The sequence below is a fragment of the Edaphosphingomonas fennica genome, from assembly GCF_003034225.1.
Classification (GTDB): Bacteria; Pseudomonadota; Alphaproteobacteria; order Sphingomonadales; family Sphingomonadaceae; genus Sphingomonas_E; species Sphingomonas_E fennica.
Map to the genome: position 1 here is coordinate 36,706 of NZ_PHHF01000058.1, position 25,385 is coordinate 62,090.

General features: G+C 68.5%; 25 protein-coding genes. 11 read left to right on the top strand and 14 right to left on the bottom strand.

The window, feature by feature from the left end:
- Together CV103_RS14065 and CV103_RS14070 are read right to left on the bottom strand one after the other, a co-directional pair.
- Entirely contained in the window at positions 1-429 is a 429-nt protein-coding gene (locus CV103_RS14065) for a CoA-binding protein (RefSeq protein WP_107395329.1), read from the bottom strand.
- 25 nt (positions 430-454) lie between these two features.
- A complete protein-coding gene (locus CV103_RS14070; RefSeq protein WP_107395294.1) occupies positions 455-1,468 on the bottom strand; it encodes an Mrp/NBP35 family ATP-binding protein in 1,014 nt (337 codons plus the stop codon).
- 72 nt (positions 1,469-1,540) lie between these two features.
- On the opposite strand from CV103_RS14070, the gene hflK reads away from it, so the two are divergent.
- The 7 genes from hflK to CV103_RS14105 all read left to right on the top strand — a co-directional run bounded on the left by hflK (position 1,541) and on the right by CV103_RS14105 (position 10,273).
- Positions 1,541-2,680, top strand: coding sequence for an FtsH protease activity modulator HflK (gene hflK, locus CV103_RS14075; protein ID WP_211314401.1), 1,140 nt, complete (start codon positions 1,541-1,543; stop codon positions 2,678-2,680).
- Positions 2,677-3,543, top strand: a complete 867-nt coding sequence (gene hflC, locus CV103_RS14080) for a protease modulator HflC (RefSeq protein WP_015458672.1) — start codon at positions 2,677-2,679, stop codon at positions 3,541-3,543. The genes hflK and hflC overlap by 4 nt, the downstream gene beginning before the upstream one ends.
- Positions 3,544-3,675: 132 nt before the next feature.
- Entirely contained in the window at positions 3,676-5,232 is a 1,557-nt protein-coding gene (locus CV103_RS14085; protein WP_015458673.1) for a Do family serine endopeptidase, read from the top strand.
- A gap of 62 nt (positions 5,233-5,294) precedes the next feature.
- Positions 5,295-6,956, top strand: a complete 1,662-nt coding sequence (locus CV103_RS14090; protein WP_425443878.1) for a helicase HerA-like domain-containing protein — start codon at positions 5,295-5,297, stop codon at positions 6,954-6,956.
- A 30-nt stretch (positions 6,957-6,986) separates the two neighbouring features.
- The gene (locus CV103_RS14095; RefSeq protein WP_107395295.1) at positions 6,987-7,619 is read left to right on the top strand and encodes a hypothetical protein; all 633 of its coding nucleotides are present in this window, start codon (positions 6,987-6,989) and stop codon (positions 7,617-7,619) included.
- 57 nt (positions 7,620-7,676) lie between these two features.
- Positions 7,677-8,633 (top strand): isopenicillin N synthase family dioxygenase, encoded by a 957-nt coding sequence (locus tag CV103_RS14100; protein ID WP_107395296.1) that lies wholly within the window; start codon positions 7,677-7,679, stop codon positions 8,631-8,633.
- Positions 8,634-8,749: 116 nt separating this feature from the next.
- Entirely contained in the window at positions 8,750-10,273 is a 1,524-nt protein-coding gene (locus CV103_RS14105) for a S10 family peptidase (RefSeq protein WP_070935240.1), read from the top strand.
- Between the two features lie 65 nt (positions 10,274-10,338).
- Here CV103_RS14105 and queF read toward each other — a convergent pair whose 3' ends face one another.
- Positions 10,339-10,785 (bottom strand): preQ(1) synthase, encoded by a 447-nt coding sequence (queF, locus tag CV103_RS14110; protein ID WP_015458678.1) that lies wholly within the window; start codon positions 10,783-10,785, stop codon positions 10,339-10,341.
- An 86-nt stretch (positions 10,786-10,871) separates the two neighbouring features.
- Here queF and CV103_RS14115 point away from each other — a divergent pair, with 86 nt between their 5' ends.
- Together CV103_RS14115 and metC are read left to right on the top strand one after the other, a co-directional pair.
- The gene (locus CV103_RS14115) at positions 10,872-11,711 is read left to right on the top strand and encodes a sulfurtransferase (protein ID WP_107395297.1); all 840 of its coding nucleotides are present in this window, start codon (positions 10,872-10,874) and stop codon (positions 11,709-11,711) included.
- On the top strand, positions 11,708-12,898 hold the full coding sequence (metC, locus tag CV103_RS14120; RefSeq protein WP_107395298.1) for a cystathionine beta-lyase: 1,191 nt from the start codon (positions 11,708-11,710) through the stop codon (positions 12,896-12,898). Before CV103_RS14115 ends, metC begins: the two co-directional genes overlap by 4 nt.
- A gap of 21 nt (positions 12,899-12,919) precedes the next feature.
- Here the strand turns inward: metC and CV103_RS14125 are convergent, their stop codons facing one another.
- Positions 12,920-13,303, bottom strand: a complete 384-nt coding sequence (locus CV103_RS14125) for a hypothetical protein (RefSeq protein ID WP_107395299.1) — start codon at positions 13,301-13,303, stop codon at positions 12,920-12,922.
- A gap of 274 nt (positions 13,304-13,577) precedes the next feature.
- Here CV103_RS14125 and CV103_RS14130 point away from each other — a divergent pair, with 274 nt between their 5' ends.
- Positions 13,578-14,300, top strand: coding sequence for a TorF family putative porin (locus CV103_RS14130; protein WP_015458682.1), 723 nt, complete (start codon positions 13,578-13,580; stop codon positions 14,298-14,300).
- A 108-nt stretch (positions 14,301-14,408) separates the two neighbouring features.
- Here the strand turns inward: CV103_RS14130 and CV103_RS14135 are convergent, their stop codons facing one another.
- From CV103_RS14135 to CV103_RS14175, 9 genes are all read right to left on the bottom strand, one after another.
- Positions 14,409-15,962 carry an ATP-binding cassette domain-containing protein gene (locus CV103_RS14135; RefSeq protein WP_107395300.1) on the bottom strand — a complete coding sequence of 518 codons (1,554 nt, stop codon included), beginning with the start codon at positions 15,960-15,962 and terminating at the stop codon, positions 14,409-14,411.
- Positions 15,959-16,747: an ABC transporter permease gene (locus CV103_RS14140; RefSeq protein ID WP_107395301.1), complete on the bottom strand. Its 789-nt coding sequence runs from the start codon at positions 16,745-16,747 to the stop codon at positions 15,959-15,961. The genes CV103_RS14135 and CV103_RS14140 overlap by 4 nt, the downstream gene beginning before the upstream one ends.
- On the bottom strand, positions 16,744-17,664 hold the full coding sequence (locus CV103_RS14145; protein WP_107395302.1) for an ABC transporter permease: 921 nt from the start codon (positions 17,662-17,664) through the stop codon (positions 16,744-16,746). The genes CV103_RS14140 and CV103_RS14145 overlap by 4 nt, the downstream gene beginning before the upstream one ends.
- Before the next feature lie 78 nt (positions 17,665-17,742).
- A complete protein-coding gene (locus CV103_RS14150; RefSeq protein WP_107395303.1) occupies positions 17,743-18,165 on the bottom strand; it encodes a DUF3035 domain-containing protein in 423 nt (140 codons plus the stop codon).
- Positions 18,158-18,670, bottom strand: coding sequence for a signal peptidase II (gene lspA, locus CV103_RS14155; RefSeq protein ID WP_015458687.1), 513 nt, complete (start codon positions 18,668-18,670; stop codon positions 18,158-18,160). The genes CV103_RS14150 and lspA overlap by 8 nt, the downstream gene beginning before the upstream one ends.
- Positions 18,663-21,500 (bottom strand): isoleucine--tRNA ligase, encoded by a 2,838-nt coding sequence (gene ileS, locus CV103_RS14160; protein WP_107395304.1) that lies wholly within the window; start codon positions 21,498-21,500, stop codon positions 18,663-18,665. Before ileS ends, lspA begins: the two co-directional genes overlap by 8 nt.
- A 72-nt stretch (positions 21,501-21,572) precedes the next feature.
- Positions 21,573-22,514: a bifunctional riboflavin kinase/FAD synthetase gene (locus CV103_RS14165; RefSeq protein WP_070936240.1), complete on the bottom strand. Its 942-nt coding sequence runs from the start codon at positions 22,512-22,514 to the stop codon at positions 21,573-21,575.
- Between the two features lie 38 nt (positions 22,515-22,552).
- Positions 22,553-23,029 (bottom strand): dihydrofolate reductase, encoded by a 477-nt coding sequence (locus tag CV103_RS14170; RefSeq protein ID WP_070935255.1) that lies wholly within the window; start codon positions 23,027-23,029, stop codon positions 22,553-22,555.
- On the bottom strand, positions 23,026-23,820 hold the full coding sequence (locus CV103_RS14175) for a thymidylate synthase (RefSeq protein WP_015458691.1): 795 nt from the start codon (positions 23,818-23,820) through the stop codon (positions 23,026-23,028). The genes CV103_RS14170 and CV103_RS14175 overlap by 4 nt, the downstream gene beginning before the upstream one ends.
- Before the next feature lie 165 nt (positions 23,821-23,985).
- On the opposite strand from CV103_RS14175, the gene CV103_RS22490 reads away from it, so the two are divergent.
- A complete protein-coding gene (locus tag CV103_RS22490; protein WP_170112642.1) occupies positions 23,986-24,153 on the top strand; it encodes a hypothetical protein in 168 nt (55 codons plus the stop codon).
- A gap of 49 nt (positions 24,154-24,202) precedes the next feature.
- Here CV103_RS22490 and CV103_RS14180 read toward each other — a convergent pair whose 3' ends face one another.
- On the bottom strand, positions 24,203-25,345 hold the full coding sequence (locus CV103_RS14180) for a glycosyltransferase (RefSeq protein ID WP_107395305.1): 1,143 nt from the start codon (positions 25,343-25,345) through the stop codon (positions 24,203-24,205).
- Between the last annotated feature and the right edge of the window lie 40 nt (positions 25,346-25,385).

Consider the following 25,385-nt stretch of genomic DNA (forward strand, 5'->3'; position numbering starts at 1 on the left):
TCAGGCGAGGGGGGGAAGGCCCAGGCGCGGGATTTCGATCGCGGGGCAGCGGTCCATCACCACCTTGAGGCCGGCCGCCTCGGCGCGGGCGGCAGCGGCTTCATTGACGACGCCCAGCTGCATCCACACCGCCTTCGCGCCGGCCGCGATCGCCTCGTCCACCGCCTCGCCCGCCGCTTCGGGTCGGCGGAAGATATCGACCATGTCGATCGGATCGCCCAGCTGGGACAGCTCCCGCCAGATGAATTCGCCATGGACATGCTCGCCGGTGATCTGCGGGTTCACCGGGATCACGCGATAGCCATGATCCTGCAGGAAGCGCATGACGCCGTAGCTCGGCCGGTCGGGCCGGTCGGACGCGCCGATCATCGCAATGGTCCGCACTTCGGACAGCAGGGCTGCGATATCTTCGTCGGACGTGAGCGGCACGGTCATTCTCCTCTGTTCGTCCCGTTCAGAACGTAGGAGCGGCCTTCGCGTTCAGCCAGCCCATCAGCGCGCCGGCGATATCGAGGAAAGGCTGGGCGATCGCCTCGCCATGGGCTGCCGGCGGATCGCCCGCGTCGGATGCCTTGCGGATCGCGATCTCCAGCGGCACGCGGCCGAGGAAGGGCACGCCCAGCGCCCCGGCAGCCGCCTCCGCGCCCCCGGCGCCGAAGGGGTCGCTCACCTCGCCGCAATGGGGGCAGGCATAACCGGCCATATTCTCCACCAGCCCGATGATCGGCACCGTCGCCTGGCGGAACAGGTCGATCGCGCGGGTGGCATCGATCAGCGCCAGATCCTGCGGGGTGGAGACGATGATCGCGCCCGCGGGCTTGTGCTTCTGGATCAGCGAGAGCTGCACGTCGCCGGTGCCGGGCGGCAGATCGAGGATCAGCGTGTCCACATCCCCCCAGTCCGCCTCGATCAGCTGGCCCAGCGCGTTGCCGGCCATCGGCCCGCGCCAGGCGATCGCCTGCCCCGGCTTCACCAAATGGGCCATAGACAGCATCGGCAGGCCGAAGGGAGATTCGATCGGCAGCAGCCGCTGGCCCTCGGCTTCGGGCCGGCGGCCCTCGGTGGCGAGCAGCCGGGCCTGCGACGGGCCGTAGATATCCGCATCCACCAGCCCGACCTTCGCGCCCAGCCGCTTGAGCGCCACCGCCAGATTGGCCGCCAGCGTCGATTTGCCGACGCCGCCCTTGCCGCTGCCCACCACGATCAGCCGCCGCGCCGTCTTTTCTGCCGTCATGGCGATGCGCACGTCGCGCAGCCCGCCGAGGCCGATCAGCTTCGCCCGGATCGCCCGTTCCAGCCCGGCGCGGTCGTCGCCCGAAAGGCCGGTCACGTCCAGGATCACGCTGGCGGTGGCATCGGCGGCGTTGACGCGGGGTGCGGCCGCCCGCCCGCTCGCGATCAGGCCGCGGCCCGAAACGGGATCGGCAATGGCATCGAGGGCGGCGGCGAAAGGATCGGAATCGCTCATGATTGGCGCCATAGGCCACGCAAACGGCGGATGGCACTGTTTTTCCGCGAACCGCTACTTATAATGACGCCCATGCAACAGATTTCCGGCCCGTCCGCTTCTTCCATCGCGCACCTGAACGAAAGCGGCGGGGGCGGCCCGTGGGGCGGCGGCGGATCGGGCGGGTCCGGCGGCAATGGCGGCGGGGACGGCGGCGGCCTCGGCCCGCGCAATCCGTGGAGCCAGCCTCCGCGCAAGCGCCCCCCGGGCGGCGGCGGCAAGAATCAGGGGCCGAGCGCGCTGGACGAGCTGCTGCGCCGCGGCCGGGAGAAGATGGGCGGTGGCGGCGGCATGGGCGGCATGCCCCAGTTCGGCGGCCGGCCGCTCTGGTTCTGGGGCCTGCTGGGCTTCATCGCCATCTGGGTCGCCATCACCAGCATCCACACGATCGGCCCGCAGCAGCGCGGCGTCGTCACTTTCTTCGGCGCCTATGCGCGCACGATGGGCACCGGCCTCAACTTCTCGCTGCCCGCCCCCTTCGAGATCGTCCAGAAGATCGACGTGGACGAGATCCGCACCGTCGACATCGGATCGACCAGCGAAAGCTCCGAGAATCTGGTGCTGACGGGCGACCAGAATATCGTCGACCTCGCTTATTCCGCGCGCTGGAACATCCGCGACCCGGAACTTTACCTGTTCGAGTTGGCCGATCCCGACGACACGATCCGCGAGGTCGCCGAAAGCGCGATGCGCGAGGAGTTGGCCCGCGTCACCCTGAACGACGCGATCGGCCCGCAGCGCAGCCAGATCGAGGCCCGCGTCGCCGCCCGCATGCAGGAATTGCTGGACAGCTATCGCGCCGGCGTCGCCGTGCAGGGCGTGGCGATCAAGCAGGCCGATCCGCCGGCCGCCGTGAACGACGCCTTCAAGGAAGTGACCGCCGCCCAGCAGCTCGCCCAGTCCTTCCTCAACCAGGCGCGCGCTTATGCGATGCAGAAGACGGCCCAGGCATCGGGCGAGGCGCAGGCGTTCGACAAGGTCTATGCCGAATATAAGCTGGCGCCCGAAGTGACGCGCAAGCGCATGTATTATGAGACGATGGAGAAGGTTCTGGCCAAGACCGACAAGACGGTGATCGAGGCGAACGGCGTGCAGCCCTATCTGCCGCTGCAGCAGCTGCGCCGGCCGGAAGCCGCCACGCCGCCCGCGACCGCGCAGGGAGCCGGCCGATGAGCCCCGCCGATCGCTTCGGCCGCACGCCCACCGCCTGGCTGGTGCTGGCCGCCATCCTGCTCGCCGCCCTGCTGATGTGCGTGAAGGTGGTGCCCGAAACCAAGCAGGCGCTGATCGTCCGCTTCGGCCAGCCGGTGCAGGTGGCCAACCGCTATCACGCCAATGAGGATTTCGGCCGCACCGGCGCGGGCCTGCTGTTCCGCATCCCCTTCGTCGAGCAGATCATCTGGGTCGACAAGCGCGTGCTCGATTTCGACATGCAGCGCCAGGCGGTGCTTTCGACCGACCAGCTCCGGCTCGAGGTCGACGCCTTCGCCCGCTACCGCATCGTCGATCCCCGGCGGATGTTCGTATCCGCCGGCAGCGAAAAGCGCGTGGGCGAGGCGCTGCGCCCGATCCTGGGATCGGCGCTCCGCAACGAGCTGGGCAAGCGGCCCTTCGCGGCGCTGCTCAGCCCCGAACGCGGCCAGGTGATGGACAATATCCAGAACGCGCTCGCCCGCGTCGCCCGGCAATATGGCGCGGAAATCGTGGACGTCCGCATCAAGCGCGCCGATCTGCCCAGCGGATCGCCGCTGGAAAGCGCCTTCCAGCGCATGCGCACCGCGCGCCAGCAGGAAGCCCGCTCCATCGAGGCCGAAGGCCGCAAGCAGGCCCAGCTCATCACCAGCGAGGCCGATGCCGATGCCTCGCGCGTCTATGCCGAAAGCTTCGGCAAGGACCCGGCCTTCTACGATTTCTATCGGGCCATGCAGTCCTATCGCATCACCTTCGGGACGGACGGCAATGAGGCGTCGGGAGCTTCGTCCGTAATACTCTCGCCGGACAACGAATATCTTCGCGAGTTCCGCGGGCGGCGCTAGATAAGGACAGGGTTGGGCAGGCGGCGTTCATTCAATCGCCGTTCAGGCGCCGCTTCCCACCTAATATAGGCTCGCGCCCCGCCCGTTCGACCAGATGGCGGCGCGGGGGGAATATCTGAGGAGTCTGCGATCGTGCGATACGCTTATGCCATCACTGCCGCCCTGCTCGCCGGCGGGGCCTCTGCGACGATGGTGCTGCAGCAACCGGTGGGGGCACAGGTGGCGCAGAACGCGCCGGGCCAGATCCAGGCCGCGGCGCCGCGCCCCGGCGCGCCGCTGAGCTTTGCCGATCTCGCCGCCAAGCTCCAGCCGGCGGTGGTCAACATCTCCACCACCCAGCGGGTGCAGGTGCAGAACCAGAACCCGTTCGCCGGCACGCCCTTCGGCGACCTGTTCGGCCGCTTCGGCGGCAGCGGCGACGGCCAGCCTATCACACGCGAGGCGACGTCGCTCGGCTCGGGCTTCATCGTGTCGCCGGACGGCTATGTCGTCACCAACAACCATGTGATCTCGGGCGGCGCCCAGGGGCGCGGCATCGTCAGCTCGGTGGTGGATTCGATCACCGTCACGCTTCCCGACCGCAGCGAATACAAGGCCAAGGTGATCGGCCGGGATCCCTATTCCGATCTCGCCCTGCTCAAGATCGAATCGAAGACGCCGCTGCCCTTCGTCCAGTTCGGCGATTCCACCCGGACGCGCGTGGGCGACTGGGTGGTCGCGATCGGCAACCCCTTCGGCCTGGGCGGCACGGTGACGGCGGGCATCGTATCGGCGCTGCACCGCTCGATCAGCGGCGGCGCCTATGATCGCTACATCCAGACCGACGCCTCGATCAACCAGGGCAATTCCGGCGGCCCGATGTTCGATCTTTCGGGCAATGTGATCGGCATCAACACCGCCATCTTCTCGCCGACCGGCGGCAATGTCGGCATCGGCTTCGCCATCCCGGCGGAACAGGCCAAGCCGGTGATCGAGCAGCTCAAGGGCGGCGGCCGGGTGAAGCGCGGCTATCTGGGCGTCGGCATCCAGCCGATGAGCGAGGATATCGCCTCCGGCCTCGGCCTGCCCAAGGATCGCGGCGAGATCGTGAGCCGGGTCGAGCCGGGCGAGGCGGCGGCCCGCGCCGGCATCCGCCAGGGCGACGTGATCGTGAAGGTCAATAACCGCGAGGTCACGCCGGACGAGACGCTGAGCTACATCGTCGCCAATTCGCCCGTCGGCACCCGCATGCCGATCGAGCTGATCCGCGACGGCAAGCGCATGACCCTGACGGTGGTGGTGGGCGAACGCCCGCCCGAGGACCAGCTTGCCGCCGCCGCCGGCGATGACGATGATGGCGACGGTTCGGCCACGCCCGCGCCCAACGCCCAGTCGACGCGCCAGTCGATCGGCCTCGGCGTGCAGGCCCTGACGCCCGAGGTCGCCCGCCAGCTCGGCGTGCCCACCACCACGCGCGGCGTGGTCGTGGCGCAGGTCGATCCGAACAGCGATGCCGCCCAGGAAGGCATCCAGCGCGGCGACATCATCCTTTCGATCAACCAGCGCCCGGTGACGACGGTGGCCGATGCCGCCGCCGCCGTGGATGCCGCGCGCAAGGCCGGCCGCTCCACTGCCCTGCTGTTCATCCAGCGCGGCAACGGCACGCCGCGCTATATCGGCGTGAAGATCAACTCCGGCAGCGGCAACTGATCGCGCGATTGCCTAAATCCCGTCGTCATGCTGAATTCCCTTCGGCATGACGACGGAGATCCATGGGCATGACCGACGACACTAGCGGCATCTTCATCGGCACGAGCCCCGCGGCCGGCCCCCAATATCTCAACCTCCGCCGCGCCAACCGCCATGGCCTGATCGCGGGCGCCACCGGCACCGGCAAGACCGTCACCCTCCAGGGTATCGTCGAAGGCTTTTCCCGCGCCGGCGTTCCCGCCTTCGTCGCCGATGTGAAGGGCGATCTTTCCGGCATGGCGCTGGCCGGATCGCCGACCGACAAGCTGCACGACACCTGGGCCGCGCGCGCCGCCGAGATCGGCTATTCCGACTGGGCCTACGCGGACAATCCCGTGGTCTTCTGGGACCTGTTCGGCGAGCAGGGCCATCCCGTACGCACCACCATATCCGAAATGGGGCCGCTGCTGCTGGCGCAGCTAATGGGGCTGAACGAGGTGCAGGAAGGCGTGCTCTCGATCGTCTTCCGCGTCGCCGACGAACGGGGGCTGCTGCTGCTCGACCTGGGCGACCTGCAGGCGATGCTGACCCATGTGGGGGAGAATGCCGCCGATCTCACCACGCGCTACGGCAACGTCACCAAGCAGAGCGTGGGGTCGATCCAGCGCCAGCTCCTCCAGCTCGAATCGCAGGGCGGCGACCGCTTCTTCGGCGAGCCCGCGCTCGACATCGCCGATTTCATCACCACCGATGAAAAGGGCCACGGCACGATCAACATCCTCGCCGCCGACAAATTGATGGCGAGCCCCAAGCTCTACGCCACCTTCCTGCTCTGGCTGATGTCCGAACTGTTCGAGACGCTGCCCGAGGTGGGCGATCCGGACAAGCCGAAGCTCGTCTTCTTCTTCGACGAGGCGCACCTGCTGTTCGATGACGCGCCCCCGGCGCTGCTCGACAAGATCGAGCAGGTGGTGCGGCTGATCCGGTCCAAGGGCGTCGGCATCTACTTCATCACCCAGAATCCGATCGACATCCCCGAAAAGGTGGCTGGCCAGCTCGGCAATCGCGTGCAGCACGCGCTGCGCGCCTTCACCCCGCGCGACCAGAAGGCGGTGAAGGCGGCGGCCGAAACCTTCCGCGCCAACCCGGACGTGGACGTCGCCACCGTGATTACCGAGCTGAAGGTGGGCGAGGCGCTGGTGTCGCTGCTCCAGGCCGATGGCGCGCCGTCGCCGGTGCAGCGCACGCTGATCAAGCCGCCGTCCAGCAGGGTCGGCCCGCTGACGGAGAAGGAGCGCGCGATCATCCGCTCCGTCTCGCCCATCGACGGCAAATATGACACGGCCATCAATCGCGAGTCCGCCGAGGAGATTCTGGCGGCCAAGGCCGGGGAGGCCGCCGCCGCCGCCGCGGAAGCCAGGGCGGCCGCGGAGCAGGCGAAGCTGGATGCCGCCAAGGCCAAGGAGGACGAAAAGGCCCGGATCGCCGCGGAACGGGAAGCCGCCCGGCAGGCGAAGGAAGCCGAACGCGCCCGCGTCGCCGCCGAGCGCGAGGCCGCGAAGCCCGACGCCCTCGACAGGGCGATCACCTCCGCCACGCGATCGGCCTCCTCCTCATTGGGCCGGCAGGTGGCGAACGAGCTGGGTCGCCAGATCTTCGGCGGCAGCGGCCGTTCGCGCAGCGGGGGCGGCATCGCCGGCCAGCTCGTGCGCGGCATATTGGGCGGCCTGTTCAAGGGGCGCTGACGGCGGCGGCGGCAGAGGGAGACCGGAACGATGGCGCTGATACTGGCCGCGCTGGCGCTGCTCCAGTCGATCGACGCGACGCCCGATCCGGCAAGCCTGGCCGGCGCCTATAACGGATCGCGGGCGGAGGTGGCGGCCGAGCTGATCCTCCGCCCGGACGGCCGCTTCGAATATGGGCTGGCCTATGGCGCGCTGGACGAGACCGCGTCCGGCCGCTGGCACGTCGCCGCCGGATCGGTGGTGCTGGACAGCGATCCCGTCCGCGCGCCGGCCTTCAGCTTCACCGATCGCGGACGCGGGGAACCGGGTGTCGTCACGGCCCGGCTGGTTCTGCCCAAGGAACTGAACCCGCAATTCTTCTCCTTCGTGCTGGTCGGCCCGATGATGTCGCCCGTCGAAGGCCGTGTCCGACAGGATGGGACGGCGGAAATCGCTTATGATCCCGCCCAGCCGCCCCGCGCCATCCACCTGATCCTGCCGATCTACGATCTGGTCAGCCAGGAATTCCCGCTGGACCTGAAGGGCGGGGGACGGCAGATCGAGGTGCGTTTCGCCCCCAACGATCTCGGCCGCGCCGCCTTCAACGGCACGCGGCTGCCGATCGACGGGGACAAGCTCCATTTCGAGCGGTTCGGGGAGGCGATCACCTTCCGGCGGCGATGAGGGACGGCTTCGGCGCAGCCGATTGAGCGCCGCCACGGCCGCACTATAAGGGCGGCCATGACAAGCCTTCACAATGCCGATCAGGATCGCGTCGCCTCCGTCTCGCTGCTGCGGGCCGGGGCCGATCCCATGGAATTCGCCCGGGCGCTGGGCGGCAGCTTCGAACGCTACGGCTTCGCCATCGTCGCCGATCACGGGATCGATGCCGCGCTGATCGCGCGCGCCGATGCCGCCGCCCGCGCCTTCTTCGCCCTGCCGGAGGAGGTGAAGCGCCGCTATCATGTGCCCGGCACCGGCGGCGCGCGCGGCTACACCCCCTTCGGCGTCGAGACCGCCAAGGATGCCGTCCAGTCCGACCTCAAGGAATTCTGGCATGTCGGGCGCGAGCTGCCGGCCGGCCACCGCTTCGCCGAATATATGCAGCCCAATCTGTGGCCCACGGAAATCGCCGATTTCCGCGAAACCCAGCTCGCGCTGTTCGATGCCTTCGACGCCACCGGCCGCAAGCTGCTTTCCGCCATCGCCCGCTATCTGGGCCTCGCGCCCGACTGGTTCGACGATACGGTGGCGGACGGCAATTCGGTGCTGCGCCTGCTCCATTATCCGCCGGTATCGGCCGATGCGCCGGGCATCCGCGCGGGCGCGCACGAGGATATCAACACCATCACGCTGCTTCTGGGCGCGGAGGAAGCGGGCCTCGAGCTGCTCGACCGCGATGGCCGCTGGCTGGCGGTCGCGCCCAATGAGGGCGAGCTTGTGGTGAATGTGGGCGACATGCTGCAGCGGCTCACCAACAACATGCTGCGGTCGACCACCCACCGTGTCCGCAACCCGCCGCCCGAACGGCGCGGTTTCTCGCGCTATTCCATGCCCTTCTTCCTGCATTTCCGCCCCGATTTCCTGATCGAAACGCTGCCGGGCTGCACGGGCGAGGGCCGGCCCGACCTCTATCCCGAACCGATCACCGCGCACGATTATCTGATGCAGCGGCTGCGGGAGATCAAACTGCTGTAATAGTGTTGCAAATCACCGTCGGCGCGGCATAACGGCAGGCCTCAACAACCGCCGTATGTGCCGAGGTCTTGGGGGGATCGGGGCTCGTGCGGTCCATAAAAGGGGCTGCATTCCTCATGAAATTCCGTTCGTTGCTGCTTGCCTGCGCGATAGCCGCCTTCCCCCCCGCCGCTTATGCGGACGCGCCCGCCAAGGACGAGAAGAAGGCCGAACAGCCGGCGGCCGAAATCCCCCCGCCCACCGTTTCCGTCACCAAGCATAGCGGCCGTTTCGGCGGCACGACGATCAACTATCGCGCCACCGCCGGCGAAACCTATCTGAAGGATCAGGACGGCAAGCCGATCGCGGCGATCTATTCCACCTCCTATGTGAAGGAAGGCCCGGTCGATCCGAACCGGCCGATCACCTTCCTCTACAATGGCGGCCCCGGCTCCGGCTCGCTGTGGCTCCACATGGGCGCCTTCGGCCCGAAGCGCGTCGCCATCCCGTCCGACGCGCGCGACGATGGCGCGCCGCCCTATCCGATCGTCGACAATCCGGAGAGCCTGCTCGACGTCACCGACCTCGTCTTCATCGATCCGGTCGGCACCGGCTTCTCGCGCGCGCTCGGCAAGAAGGACCCCAAGGATTATTGGGGCGTCACCAAGGACGCGAAGTCGATCGCCGAATTCATCCGCATCTGGCTGAACGAGAATGGCCGCTGGAACGCGCCCAAGTTCATCGGCGGCGAAAGCTATGGCACCACCCGCTCGGCGGCGCTGCTGAACGAGCTGGAAGGCACCTATAACGACGTCGCGGTCAACGGCGTCATCCTGATCTCGACGATCCTCGATTTCGCGGCCGGCGCGGATACGCCCGGCAACGAGATGACGCACATCCTGAACCTGCCGTCGATGGCGGCGACCGCCTGGTATCACAACAAGGTGAGCGGCGACCGCCCGGCCAAGGTGGAGGATTTCGTCGCCCAGGCCCGCGCCTTCGCCGCCGGCCCCTATGCCGCCGCGCTGCTGAAGGGCAATGCGCTGGGCGCCGAGGAACGCGCCAGCGTCCGCCAGCAGCTTTCGCACTTCACCGGCCTGTCCGAACAGTTCCTCGACCGGGCGGACCTACGCGTGCTGCCCAGCCGCTTCTACAAGGAGCTGCTGCGCGATCGCGGCCTCACCGTCGGCCGCCTCGACAGCCGCTACACCGGCGTCGACTATGATTCGGCGGGCGAGGAGCCGGACAATGATCCCAGCTTCTACGGCATCGACGGCGCCTATGCGGCGGCGATGAACAGCTATGCCCGCCAGACGCTCGGCTTCAAGACCGAGCGCGACTATATCAGCATCGGCGGGGTCAGGGGCTGGGACTGGAAGCTGGAAGGCGCCGGCCGCGACCAGGAAGTCTATATGAACGTCGCCCCCTATATCGGGCGGGGCCTGCGCGAGAATAGCGGCCTGCGCATCTTCGTGGGCCAGGGCTATTATGATTTCGCCACGCCCTTCTTCGCGGCGGAATATTCGCTGTCGCGGACCGGCATGCCCACGGACGGCCGCATCCAGTTCCATTATTACGAGTCCGGGCACATGATGTATGTGCGCGAACAGGATCTGAAGAAGCTGTCGGCGGATGTCCGCCAGTTCATCCGCTCGCGTTAATCGTCATCCTGAAGCCTGGCCGCCATGCCGGCGCAAGCCGGCCTGGCGGTCGGGCCGGGGAGGCTTCATCCCCGGCCGCGATAGGGGGCGACCCCCTGATCGGGCAGCCACAGCCCCGCCGGCGGCGGGCCGGACTGCCAGAACACGTCGATCGGGATGCCGCCGCGCGGATACCAATAGCCGCCGATCCGCAGCCATTCGGGCTTCATCTCGTCGAACAGGCGCTGCCCGATGCCGACGGTGCAATCCTCGTGGAAGGCGCGGTGGTTGCGGAAGCTGCCCAGGAACAGCTTGAGCGACTTGGATTCGACGATCGTTTCGCCCGGCGCATAATCGATCACCAGATGGGCGAAATCCGGCTGCCCCGTCACCGGGCAGAGCGAGGTGAATTCGGGCGCGGCGAAGCGCACCATATAGAGGCTTCCGACGCGCGGATTGGGGACGTAATCGAGCACCGCTTCCTCGGGGGAGGCGGGCAGCGCGCTGGCCTGGCCAAGATGGATCGGGTTCATGCCGCCCCACCTAGGTAAGGCCCGGGGCTTGCGCAACCTCGCCACGCGCGCGGCGATCGGCTAGGCGGGGGCCGAAGGAGCAGGCGATGGACCCACTGGTTTCGACCCGATGGCTGGCGGATGCGATGGACGAGCCCGATCTCGTCATCCTCGACGCGAGTTATTTCCCGCTCGATCCCACGCGCGATCCGGCGGCCGAATATGAAGCGGGCCATATTCCCGGCGCCATGTTCATGGGGCTGGCATCGCTGGCCGACACCAATTCCCCCCTGCCCGGCATGCTGCCCCCGGCGGAGAAATTCGCCAGCCGGATGGCGGCGCTGGGCATCGGCGACGGCAGCCGCGTCGTCCTCTACGATTCGACGCCGCACCGCACCTCGGCGCGCGCCTGGTGGATGTTCCGCACCTTCGGCAAGAACCAGGTCACGATCCTCGACGGCGGCTTCCAGAAATGGCAGGCCGAGGGCCGCCCGCTGGAAACCGGGCGGCGGGAGACGCGCCACCGCCACTTCACCGTCTGGAAGGACGAGGCGCGCGTCCGCGATCTCGATCAGATGCGCGCCAACCTCGCCAGCGGGGCCGAGCAGGTTGTCGACGCCCGCGGCGCGAAGCGCTTTACGGGCGAGGAGGCCGATCCGCGCGGCCTCGCTTCCGGCCATATCCCGGAATCGCGCAGCCTGCCGATGGATCGCCTGCTGAACGCGGACGGCACCTTCAAGGACGAAGCCGGCATCCGCGCCGAATTCGCCGCCGCCGGGATCGATCTCGCCCGGCCGCTCGTCACCACCTGCGGATCGGGCGTCACGGCGGCGACGGTGCTGTTCGTCGCCCATCTGATCGGCAAGGACGATGTCGCGCTCTATGACGGGTCGTGGAGCGAATGGGGCATGCGCCCCGACACACCCAAGGCGCTGGGGCCGGCATGAGCGATACGGACGATCGGGCTTTCCGCCCCGCGACAGAGGTTGTGGCGGCAGGGCGGCGGCGGGAATGGACGCAGGGCGTGGTCAACACGCCGGTCTGGCGGGCATCGACCATATTGTTCGACAGCGTGGGCGACCTGCGCGCCGCCGTCGCCAGCCCCAACGACCGGCTCTATTACGGCCGGCGCGGCACGCCGACCCAATGGTCGCTGGCCGATGCGCTGACCCGGCTGGAGCCGGGCGCGGAAGGCACGATGCTCTACCCGTCGGGCGTGGCGGCCGTCGGCATGGCGCTGCTTTCGGTGCTGAAGGCGGGGGACGAGCTGCTGATGGTCGATTCGGCCTATGAACCGACGCGCGCTTTCTGCCGCAACGTGCTGGCGCCGATGGGCGTCACCACCCGTTTCTATGATCCGCTGATCGGCGCCGGCATAGCCGAGTTGTTCGGCGATCGCACCCGCGCCGTGTTCATGGAGAGCCCCGGCAGCCTCACCTTCGAGGTGCAGGATATCCCGGCGATCTGCGCGGCCGCCAAGGCGCGCGGCATCGCGACCCTGCTCGACAATACCTGGGCGACGCCGCTTTTCCTGCCCGCCATCGCCAGCGGGGTCGATCTGTCGATCCTCGCCTGCACCAAATATATCGTCGGCCATTCGGATGCGATGCTGGGATCGGTGACGGCGGCGCCCGGCCTGCTCGATGGCCTGCGCCGCATGACCCACGCCTTCGGCCAGCATGTCAGCCCGGACGATGCGGCGCTGGGCAGCCGGGGGCTGCGCACGCTCGACGTCCGGCTGCGCCAGCACCAGGCCGGCGGGCTGGAGGTGGCGCGCTGGCTGGAAACGCATCCCGCCGTCGCCCGCGTCCTCCATCCGGCCCTGCCCTCCTGCCCCGGCCACGACCTGTGGCAGCGTGACTTCCGGGGCGCTTCCGGGCTGTTCGCCTTCGTGCTGGCCGGCGGCAGCGACGCGGACCGCGCCGCCCTGATCGACGGGCTCGACCTGTTCGGCATCGGCTTTTCCTGGGGCGGCTTCGAAAGCCTGGCCCTGCCGGTCGATCCGGCGCCGATCCGCACCGCCACCCGCTGGCGGGCGGAAGGGCCGCTCGTCCGGCTCCATATCGGGCTGGAGGACCCCGCCGATCTGATCGCCGACCTGAAGCGCGGGCTGGATCGCTACCCCGGCCGCTGAACGGGGCCGGCGCCGGCGGGATCAGGCGGCCGGGCCGCGCCGGGCGACGAGCGCCGCCATAGCCGCCAGCGCGGCCGCGATCTCGGCGGCGAGGCGCCGTGCGGCGGCGCGGCAATCGCCCCGGCCGGCCGTGCGCTGGCGCAGCAATATCTCCATCCCCGCCGCGCTGAACGTCGCCGTTTCGGATGCCAGCGCATCGAATCGCCGGCGCGCGATCGGCGTCGCACGGCCATAGCCGGCGGCGATATCTTCCGCCGAGGCCCGGTCTTCCAGGGGCGATTCCATCCCCGCCAGCCGCTCCACGAGCGCAAGCGCGCCCGCCAGCCGCGCGAAACGCCGGCCGGGATCGTCCGCATCCTCGGCCGCGGCCGGGATCGGGGGGGCAAGGGCATGATTTCCCGTCATCTGCGCCTTCGGCGATAGCAGGCCGCCGGTAAGGAAAGCCTAAACGATTCGCCCGCCGGGCCGGCCGCGCGCATGGACATCATCTGTTGCGATCCAGCAACAGTTTGTCTGATTCCCCCTCGCGAACGGCCAATTCCGTTTGTGCAGTGCGAAAAGCCCATGCACAAAAGAGCCGTTCCGAAGGCAGCCGGCCCGCCACGTCTATAGTGGAAAATGAGGCCCGGCGCTGAAGGCGCGGGGAATGGAACGAACACAAGAAGGGGAAACATTTCTCATGCGCAAGATTCTGCTGGGCCTTCCGGCCCTGGCCCTTTTCGCCGCGTCCGCACCCGCCTTTGCCGGCGGCACCGAGCCGATCGAGGGCATCACCATCAGCGGCGGCATCACCGGCGTCACCGATTATCGTTTCCGCGGCGTATCGCTGACGGACAAGGATCTCGCCATCCAGCCGACGCTGACCATCAGCCACAAGAGCGGCTTCTATGTCGGCACCTGGATGTCGAACCTGAAGGACAGCTATACCTATGGCAGCTGGGAAACCGATCTCTACGCCGGCTGGACGGGCGAGGTCGGCGCCGGCATCACCGTCGACGCCGCCGTGCTCTATTACACCTATCTCGATGGCCGCGGCGACAGCGACTATTTCGAACCCTATGTCAGCGCGTCCTACACGATCGGCCCCGTCACCGCGAAGGCGGGCGTGAACTGGGCGATCTCGTCCAACGCGACGGGCAATGAGGACTGGTTCTACAGCTACGGCCAGCTTTCCGCCGCCATTCCGAGCACGCCCATCACCGTGACCGGCAAGTTCGGCCATCAGGAACTGGGCAATTATGCGCACAGCTACAGCGACTGGTCGCTCGGCGCCTCGGCCACCTTCGGCGTGATAACCGCCGGCGTCACCTATTCCGGCACCAACATCAAGGGCATCCGCCCCTATGCCGAACCCCGGCTGGCGGACGATGCCGTGGTCTTCTCGCTCGGCGTCGCCTTCTGAACGACACTCCGGGCAAGCCGGAGCGAGAAAGGGCGCGTGGGCAACCACGCGCCTTCTTTTTTGGGCCGAGTGGCAAATCCGGCGGAACCGGATTTGCCAAACCGCCCCTCAGGCGCTGGCGGCGACGAGCGCGCGGGTGACGGGATGACAGGGCGTGCGGATCACCGCCTCCATATCGCCTTCCTCCACGATCCTGCCGCCGTCCATCACCGCGATCCGCCCGCATAGTCGCCGGGCGACGGCCAGATCGTGGGAAATGAACAGGATCGCCAGCCCGCGCGCGCGCTGAAGCCGCGCCAGCAGATCCAGCACGCGGCCCGCCACCAGCACGTCGAGCGCGGACGTCGCCTCGTCGAGCAGCAGCATCTCCGGCTCCGCCACCAGGGCACGGGCGATGGCCACACGCTGCGCCTGCCCGCCGGAAAGCGTGGCCGGCCGCCGCCTGGCGATCGCGGGCTCCAGCTCCACCTCGGCGATCGCCCTCGCCACCGCCTCGTCCCGCGCCGCGGCATCCAGCCCCGGCCGCAGATGGCGCAGAGGCTCGGCAATGATATCGGCCACGCGCCATTGCGGATCGAGGCTCGCCACCGGATCCTGGAAGACGGGCTGGATCAGCCGCCGGTCGCCCGGCCGCATCGCCTTGCGCGGCGGCAGATCCCGGCCCTGCCAGCGGACCGCGCCGGCATCGGCCGGGCCGATCCGGGCGATGGCGCGGCCCAGCGTGGACTTGCCCGATCCCGATCCGCCGACGATCGCCAGCCCTTCGCCCCGGCCCAGCCCGATCGAGACGCCCGCCACCGCCGCGATGCGCCCGCGCCGCCAGCCCGGCCGGGGAAAGGAAACCGCCACGCCCCGCGCCTCCAGCAATGTCCCGCCCGCCAGCGGAAGATCGGGCGGCGGATCGGTGAGCCGGGGGCTGGCCGCGATCAGCGCGCGGGTATAATCGGCGCGCGGTTCGGCGAATATCCGCGCCGCATCCCCCGCCTCGGCGACATGGCCTTCCTCCAGCACCACCACCCGATCGGCATGCTCGGCCACCGCCGGCAGATCGTGGCTGACCAGCAGCAGCGCCAATCCTTCCTCCCGCCGCAGCCGCGCGATCAGGGCCATGACATCGCGGCGCAGGCCGGCATCGAGCGCGGTCGTCGGCTCGTCCGCCACCAGCAGGCGCGGGCCGTGGGCGATGGCGGCGGCGATCATCACCCGCTGGCGCTGCCCGCCGGACAGGCGATGGGGATATTGATCGAGCCACTCGTCGCCGCGATCGAGGCCGACGCGGGCCATCAGCGCCACCAGATCGCGCCGGTCGGGCCGGGGCGCCCCGGCCTGCCGCCATGCTTCGTCCAGCTGGCGGCCGATCCTGAGATGGGGCGTGAGCGCGGTCAGCGGCTGCTGGAAGACGAAGCCGGTATGGGCGGCACGCAGCCGCCGCAGCCGTGCCTCGTCCGCACCGACCAGTTCCTCCCCGCAGAGCCGCGCCGATCCCATGGCGCGGAGCGGGGAGAGGCCGAAGGGGGCGAGGCAGGTCTGGCTCTTGCCCGATCCCGATGCCCCCACCAGCGCCACGCATTCGCCCGCCGCGATGGCGAAATCGACGCCGCGCACGATCGCCCGGTCGCCGGCATGCACCTCCAGCCCCGCGACCGCATAGACCGCGCTCATGCCAGACGATCCCGCAAATCCTCGCCGATCAGGGTGAGGCAGATCAGGATCGTCACCAATATCCCGCCCGGCAGCAGCAGCGCGTGGGGCGCCACGTCCATGTCGTCCGCCCCTTCCTTCACCAATATGCCGAGCGAGGTCAGCGGCTCCTGCACTCCGAGGCCGAGGAAGGAGAGGAAACTTTCGATCATCACCACCTGCGGGATCGTCAGCAGCAGATAGGCGATGGCGATGCCGGCGAGATTGGGCAGGATATGGCCGATCATGATCGCCGGCGCCCGCGCGCCCGCCGCCTCGGCCGCGAGCACGAAGGGGCGTTCGCGCAGCGCCAGCACCTGGCCGCGCACCACGCGGGCCATCGTCAGCCATTCCACCGCGCCGATGCCGAGGAAGACGAGCAGGATCGACCGGCCGAACAGCACCATCAGCAGGATGACGACGAACATGAAGGGCAGCGCATAGAGCCCGTCGACGATCCGCATCATCGCCTCGTCGATGCGGCCGCCCTTCCAGCCCGCCACCGCGCCCCAGGCGACGCCGATCAGCAGCGACACGCCGGCCGCCGCCGCCGCGACCAGCAGGGTGATCCGGGTGCCGGCGAGCGAACGGGCCAGCAGATCGCGGCCCACCATGTCGGTGCCGAGCGGATGGCCGGGGCTTCCCGGTGGCACGCGCACGGCATTCCAGTCGATGGCGTCATGCCGCCACGGCAGCAGCATCGGCCCGACGATCGCGGCGAGGATCACCAGCCCCAGCAGGAGGACGGGCAGGCGCGCCGCCTTCATCCGCGTATCCGCGGATCGAGCCAGCCATAAGCGAGGTCGGCGATCAGGTTGAACAGCAGGATCAGCGCGGCGTAGAGGATCACCACCGCCAGCACCAGGGGATAATCCCGGTTGAGCGCGCCCTGCACGAAATAGCCGCCGAGGCCGGGCAGCGCGAACACCGTTTCGATCACCACCGCGCCGGTCAGCAGCCCGGCGGCGGCCGGCCCCAGATAGCTCGCCACCGGCACCAGCGCCGGCCGGAGCGCATGGCGGACGAGGACGCGCAGCGGCGACAGGCCCCGCGCCCGCGCGGTGCGGACATGATCCTGCGCCAGCGCCGTCGCCAGGCCCGCGCGCGTCAGCTTGGCGATGGCGCCCGCCACCGGCAAGGCAAGCGCGATCACCGGCAGCACCAGGAAGGCCGGCCGGCCATCGCCCCAGCCCGATACGGGCAGCCAGCCGAGCCAGAGCGCGAAGACCAGCGCCAGCACCGGCCCGGTGACGAAGCTGGGCAGCGCGGTGAGCAGGGTCATCGCCAGCATGATGGCATGATCGACCGGCCGGCCGGCGCGCGCGGCGGCGAACAGCCCCGCGCCGATGCCGATCGCCAGCGCCGCCACCAGCGCGAGTGCGCCCAAGGTGAGCGACACCGGCAGCCCCTGCGCCACCAGATCGGTGACGGTGAAGTCGCGATAGACGAGGGACGGCCCGAAATCCCCCTGCGCGACCCGCAGGAGATAGCGCCACACCTGCTCGTGCAGCGGCAGATCGAGGCCATAGGCGCGGGCGAGCGCGGCCTCGGTCGCGGGATCGAGCGCGCGTTCGCTGTCGAACGGGCCGCCCGGCGCGACCTTCATCAGCAGGAAGGAGAGGATGACGACCGCCAGCAGCGTCGGCAGCGCGGTCAGCAGCCGGCGGAGGATCAGCGCGCGCATCGCGGGCGGGCTATGCCGCGGCCGCCCGCGCAAGGGCGGGCGGACGGGAAAGGGAAGACGGGCGGAAAGCCGCCACCCTTATTGGGGCGTGGTGACCGTCGCGTCCTGGCCGGGGCCTTCGGGCGCCGCGATGATGTCGCGCGTCACCGCGCCCTTGTTCACCACGGCGGTATCGGGGTCGCCGGCCTGGGACCGGATGGCGGGCGCGGCCCCCTTGCCGGTCTGGTCGATCAGCCCGCTCTCGCCGCCGCTGCGCGGGGCCTGGCCGCCGAACATCGCCTGCAGCGCCTGGGTGGAGGAATCGGCCTCCTGCGGGCGCGGCGCGCCCGGCTTGGGCGGCACCAGCGCGAAATCGGGCGGGATCACCAGCGGCGCCTGCCGCGCGACGGCGAACTCGTCCGGCCCGCTGCGGCCCGCAAACACCCCGCCCTGCTTGCCGCCGCAGGCCGAAAGCGCCAGCAGCGATGCGGTGGCGGCCCCGACGATGACAATCTTACGCATTCAGTTTCTCCGCAGGATCGGAACGGTCGCGCGTCAGGAAGGCGCGCAGCACCAGCAGCAGGACGCCGATGGTAATGGCGGCGTCCGCGACATTGAAGACCAAAAAGGGATACCAGCCGCCGATATGCGGCCCGAGGAAATCGACGACATAGCCCAGCCGCACGCGATCGACGATATTGCCGATCGCGCCGCCCAGCACGAGGCCGAGGGCGATCGTGTCCGCGCGGTTCTTCTCGCGCCACATCCAGATCAGCACGACCAGCGCGATGGTGGCCGTCATCCCCACCAGCAGCCAGCGTTCCAGCGCGCTGCCGGCGGTGAGGAAGCCCATCGAAACGCCGTAATTCTCCACCCAGCGCAGGTTGAAGAAGGAGGTGATCTCGATCTCGCGCACGACCTGGAGGTCGAGCGGGCCGCTGACCAGCCACTTCAGCAGCTGATCGAGGATGAAGACGATCGCCGCGGCGGCAAGCCCCAGCGCGACGCGCGGGCGGCGATCACCCATTCACCACCTCGTCGCACCGGCCGCAGAGCGTGCCGTCCTGCGTCACTTCGGGCAGGTGGCGCCAGCAGCGGCCGCATTTGTGGCGTTCGGTGACGATCACCGTCACCCCCTCGCCATCGGTTTCCGCGGTGGACAGGCTGGAAACGATGCAGATCTCGTCGAACGGAACGGAAGCCACCGCCGCGCGATCGCCGGCATCGCCGAGGCCGAGGATGATCTCCGCCTCCAGGCTCGATCCCAGCCTCTTCTCGCGCCGCAGCGGCTCGACCGCTTCGGTCACCAGCGCGCGGAGCGTGCGCAGGCGGCTCCACTTCGCCGCCATGGCGTCATCCGCCCAGCCGGCATCCACCACCGGCCATTCCAGCAGGTGCACGCTGCCCGCTTCCGGGTAGCGGGTGCCCCATACTTCCTCGGCGGTGAAGCAGAGGATCGGCGCGGCATAGCGCACCAGCGCGTGGAACAGCGTGTCGAGCACCGTGCGATAGGCCCGCCGCTTCACGCTGCCGGGGGCATCGCAATAAAGGCTGTCCTTGCGGATATCGAAGAAGAAGGCCGACAGGTCGTTATTGGCGAAATCGGTCAGCGCGCGGGCGAAGGCGTTGAATTCGAACGCATCCGCCGCGCGGCGGAGTTCCGCATCCAGCTTTGCCAGCAGGTGGAGGACATAGCGCTCCAGCTCCGGCATTTCCGCCACCGGCAGCCGCTCCGCCTCGTCGAAGCCGTCCAGCGCGCCGAGCAGGTAGCGGAAGGTGTTGCGCAGCTTGCGATAGGCATCCGACGTGCCCGACAGGATTTCCTTGCCGATGCGGACATCCTCGAAATAGTCGGTCGAGGCAACCCACAGGCGGAGGATATCGGCGCCGCTTTCGTTGATGATCTTCAGCGGATCGACGACGTTGCCGATCGACTTGGACATCTTGCGGCCCTGCCCGTCCAGCGCGAAGCCATGGGTCAGCACCGCATCATAAGGCGCGCGGCCGCGCGTGCCGCAGCTTTCGAGCAGGCTGGACTGGAACCAGCCGCGATGCTGGTCCGACCCTTCCAGATAGAGGTTGGCGCGCACGCCCTCCCCGTATCGCGCCTCGATGGTGAAGGCGTGGGTGGAGCCGGAATCGAACCACACGTCGAGGATGTCGTTGATCGGCTCATAATCGGCGGCGTCATAGGCATCGCCCAGCAGCGCCTGATGATCGGCGGTGAACCAGGCATCGGCGCCGCCCGCCTTGAAGGCATCGACGATGCGGGCGTTGACGGCGGTGTCGCGCAGATATTCGCCGGTCTTGCGATGCACATAGAGCGCGATCGGCACACCCCAGGCGCGCTGGCGCGAAATCACCCAGTCCGGCCGGCCTTCCACCATCGCATGGATGCGGTTGCGCGACTTCTCCGGCACCCAGCGCGTCCGCTCGATCGCATCCAGCGCCAGTTGCCGCAAGGTCGGGCCGTTGCCCTGCGCGTGGCCGCGCGTATCGCCCTCGACCCCCGATTCCACCACCGGCAGCGCCTCGCGCCCGCCGATCTCGCGATCCATCGGGATGAACCATTGCGGCGTGCAGCGGAAGATCACCTTGGCCTTGGACCGCCAGCTATGCGGATAGCTGTGCTTATAGTCGTAGCTCGCCGCCAGCAGCGCGCCCGCTTCGTGCAGGTCCGAACAGATCGGCCCGTCCGGCGCGTTGAACTTGGGATTGATGACGGAGCCCTGCCCGCCGAGCCAGCCCCAGTCCTCGCGATATTTGCCGTCGTCGGCCACCGCGAAGACGGGATCGATGCCGTTGGCCTTGCACAGCAGGAAATCGTCCTCGCCATGGTCCGGCGCCATGTGGACGAGGCCGGTGCCGGTATCGGTGGTGACGAAATCGCCCGCCAGCAGCGGACGCGGCTTGGCGAAGAAGCCGCCGAGATGGTGCATCGGGTGGCGGGCGACGGTGCCGGCGAGGGTGCGCCCCGGCATTGCGGACGACCGTTCCGCTACAGCAATGCCCGTGCGCGCGATGAAGGCATCCGCCAAATCCGCGGCCACCAGATATTTGCGATCCGCCGCGAGCAGGACATATTCAACGTCCGGCCCGTAAGCGAGCGCCTGGTTGACCGGGATCGTCCAGGGCGTCGTCGTCCAGATCACCGCATAGGCGCCCTTCAGCGCCTCGATCGGCGAGTCCGTGATCTCGAACGCCACGTCGATCTGGGTGGAGGTGATATCCTCATATTCCACCTCGGCCTCGGCCAATGCGGTCTTTTCGACCGGGCTCCACATCACCGGCTTGGCGCCGCGATAGAGCTGGCCCGATTCCGCGAACTTCAGAAGCTCGCCGACGATCGCCGCCTCGGCATCGAACTTCATGGTGAGATAGGGATCGTCCCAATCGCCCATCACGCCCAGCCGCTTGAACTGCTCGCGCTGCACCGCCACCCATTTTTCGGCATAAGCGCGGCATTCGGCGCGGAACTGGACGGGATCGACCTCGTCCTTGTTCAGCTTCTTCGCGCGATAGGCTTCCTCGACCTTCCATTCGATCGGCAGGCCGTGGCAGTCCCAGCCGGGCACATAGGGCGCATCCTTGCCCATCAAGGATTGCGAACGGACGATGATGTCCTTCAGCACCTTGTTCATGGCGTGGCCCATGTGGATATCGCCATTGGCGTAGGGCGGGCCATCGTGGAGGATGAAGCGTTCGCGGCCCGCGCGCTCCTTGCGCAGCCGGCCGTAAATGTCGTCCGCCGCCCACTGCGCCAGAATCGCCGGTTCCTTCGCGGCGAGGCCGGCCTTCATCGGAAAGGCGGTCTTCGGCAGGAAGACGGTTTCGCGGTAGTCGGGTGCGTCGGACATCGGGGGCTTCGGCCTGGCAATAAGGTGATCGGGCCTGGCCGCCGCCGGGGCGGCCGCCAAGGTTTTCACGCTCTAGGGTAGCGGCGGTGCCGCCGCAAGCCGGCGCGCCGCTTCGGCGCAATCGGCATCGATCTGCGCCTTCAGCGCCTCCAGCCCATCGAAGCGCAGCTCGGGCCGGATGAAGGAGACCAGCTCCACCGCGATCGTCTCGCCATAAAGGCTGCCGGAATAATCGAAGAAATACGGCTCCAGCAGCTCCTTGGGCGGATCGAAGCTGGGGCGGATGCCCAGATTGGCCGCCCCGCCCACCACGCGCCCGCCGGGCAGCCGGCCGCGCACGGCATAGATGCCGTAGGCCGGGCGCAGATAATCGCCCATGTCGATATTGGCGGTGGGAAAGCCGATCTGGCGGCCCACCTTGTCGCCGTGGATCACCACGCCCTCGATCGCGAAGGGGCGGGTGAGGAGGGCGGCCGCCGCCTCGCAATCGCCGCGCTGCAGGGCATCGCGGATGCGGCTGGAGGATATCTGCCCTTCCGCGTCCGCCACCGGCGCCACCGCCTCGGTCGCGATGCCGAGCGCCTCGCCGAGTTCGGCCAGTACCGCGACATTGCCGCCCCGCGCCTTGCCGAAGGTGAAATCCTGCCCCGTCACCACCGCCGCCGCGCCGGTGCGCCCGGCGATGCGTTCGCGCACGAATTGTTCGGCGCTTTCGCCGGCCAGCTCCGCATCGAAGCGGAAGACCAGCATCGCATCGGCCCCCGCCTCGGCGAACAGGCGCGCGCGCTGGTCCAATGTCGTCAGCCGGAAAGGCGGGGCATCGGGGCGGAAGAAGCGCACCGGATGCGGATCGAAGGTGGCGACGATCAGCGGCCGCCCTTCCGCCCGCGCCCGTTCGCGCGCACGGGCGACGACGGCCTGGTGGCCGCGATGGAATCCATCGAAATTGCCGAGCGCGATCACGCCCCCGCGTAGGCGATCGGGCAGCGGGGCATCGTTGGTCAGCCGGTCCATGGCGCGAGGGCTATAGGAAAGCGGGCGCGCCGGCACAATCAGCGGTTGCGCTCGATCGTCACGAAATCGAAATCGGGGCCGCCCATTTCGCGGTTCGCGACCCGCCAGCCGGCGCCGAGCGGCGGCATCTTCGTATCCCCCTCCACGGTGCGGTGCACCTCGGTCAGCTCGATCCGGTCCGCTTGCGGCATGAAGAGCGCGTAGATCTCCGCCCCGCCGATCACGGCCACCTCCTCCACATCGCCGGCAAGCGCGATCGCCTGATCGACCGAATGGGCGACTTCCGCGCCGTCCGCCGCCCAGGCCGGATCGCGCGTCAGCACGATATGGCGGCGGCCGGGCAGCGGCTTGGGAAAGCTCTCGAAGGTCTTGCGCCCCATCACCATCGGCTTGCCCATGGTCATGGCCTTGAACCGCTTCAGGTCCTCCGGCAGCCGCCAGGGCAACCGGCCGTCGCGCCCGATCACGCCATTATCGGCCCGCGCGACGTAGAAGGTGATGCGCGGCCGGCTCATATCGCCACCGGCGCCGCGATATGCGGGTGCGGATCATAATCCACGAAGGCGAAATCCTCATATTCATAGGCGTCGATCGAAGGCGGCCGGCGCCGGATCTCCAGCCTCGGCAGCGGCCGGGGATCGCGGCCCAGCTGCTCGCGCGCCTGATCGAGATGGTTGGAATAAAGGTGGCAATCGCCGCCGGTCCAGATGAACTCGCCCGGCTCCAGCCCGCATTGCTGGGCGAGCATGTGGGTGAGGAGCGCATAGGAAGCGATGTTGAACGGCACGCCCAGGAACACGTCGCAGCTCCGCTGGTAGAGCTGGAGGCTGAGCCGGCCGTTGGCGACGTGCGTCTGGAACAGGCAATGGCAGGGGGAAAGCGCCATCCGGGGCAGGTCCGCCGGGTTCCACGCCGTCACGATCTGGCGGCGCGATCCGGGATCGCGGTTGATGAGATCGATCAGCGCGGCGATCTGGTCGACATGCACGCCGCCCGGCCCTTCCCAGTCGCGCCACTGCTTGCCGTAGACGGGGCCGAGATCGCCGTTCGCGTCCGCCCATTCGTCCCAGATGCTGACCTTCCGGTCCTTGAGCCAGGCGATGTTGGTATCGCCGCGCAGGAACCAGAGAAGCTCGATGATGATCGAGCGCAGGTGCAGCTTCTTGGTGGTGACGAGCGGGAATCCCGCCGCCAGATCCCAGCGCATCTGGTGCCCGAACACCGAAAGGGTGCCCACGCCGGTGCGGTCGGCCTGGGGCGTGCCTTCGTCGAGGATGCGGCGGATCAGCGCGAGATAATTGTCCATCGCTGCCGCTTATGGCGGCGCGCGGCGCGGCGCGCAACGCCGGGGGCGGCCCGCCCCGCATGCCGGACGGACGGATTCGCGCTCGTCCGTTCGCTGTGGCATGGTGCTGCCATGAGATCCGACCGGGCGTCCGCGCCGGGCGCCCCATCTGGCAAGGAGGCCTAAATGGGTATCGACCGCGATTTCATCTGGCGTCGCTATATCGAGGAATGCGCCGCCGCGAAGACGGCCAAGGCGCGCGATGCGCAATCCGCCCACCAGCATCTCGCCAGCCGTTTCGGCGAGCAGATCCGCATCATGCGCAGCGGCCGCCCGCCCAACCTGGTGATCTGAAGGGATTTCGCGGCCGCTCCCGCATCTGCCGGGGCGGCCGCGATCCGGCCTATTTCTTCTTCCAGACGAACAGCGACGACGCCGAATAATTCCACAGCGTGCCGATGACGATGCCGGCCGCCGAGGAAAGCCACCAGGTGAACTTCTCGGTATACATGATGTTGGCGACGCCGACATTGCCGATCACGCCGATGCCGCAGATGGCATAGAAGGCGATCAGGCCGGTCAGGAAGCTCCACCCCTTCTTCCGCTTGTCGCGATAGGTGAGGATGTTGTTGAAGACGTAGTTGGTCGTCATCGCGACCACCGTCGCCACCGTCTGCGCCGCCACGAAGGTGGATTTCAGCCCGAAATACAAGGCGGCGAAGGTGGCGAAGTGCACCACCACGCCCGATCCGCCGACCAGCGCGAACAGGAGCAGCCGGGCCGGGATGAAACGGCCGACCAGCTTGTCGACGATGAGGACGAGATATTCCCACAATACCGCGCTATCGAGCTTGCTTTCGCCATGCTGGCGGGTGCGGAACTCATAGGGCACCTCGGCGAAGCGCAGCGGCGGATCGGCCGAGGCGAACAGATCGAGCAGGATCTTGTAGCCTTCGCCCGAAAGCCCGCGCATCGTGCGTTCGAAGGCGTCGCGGTTGATCATGAAGAAGCCGCTCATCGGGTCCTTCAGGTCCGATTTGAGGACCAGGCCGGCGAGCCGGGTGGCGAACTGGCTCATCCGCGCGCGCTTGCTGTCCCATTCGCCGAGGCCGCCGCCATCGGTGTAGCGCGATCCGACGACGATATCATATTGGCCGCTGCGCAGCAGATCGAGCATCTCGGGCAGCTTGCGTTCGTCATGCTGCAGATCGGCATCGATCACGGCGAGCTTGGTGGCGCCCGTCGCCAGCATGCCTTCGATCACCGCGGTGGAAAGCCCGCGCCGGCCGACGCGCTGGATGGCGCGGACATTCTGGTTGTCGATCGACATCTCGCGGACGAATTCGGCGGTGCCATCGGGCGAATCGTCGTCGACGACGATCATCTCCCACCGCACGCCCTGCAGCGCATCTTCGAGAAGGCCGTATAGCCTGCCGACATTCTCGCGCTCATTATAGGTGGGGACGATGACGGCAAGCTCGATCGGGCGGCGCGCCGCGCGGCCCATGTCGATCCGGCGATCGCCTTCGGATGATACGTCAAGCACTCGATTTCTCCGCCGAATTGCCGCTTTGGCGTCCGTCCGC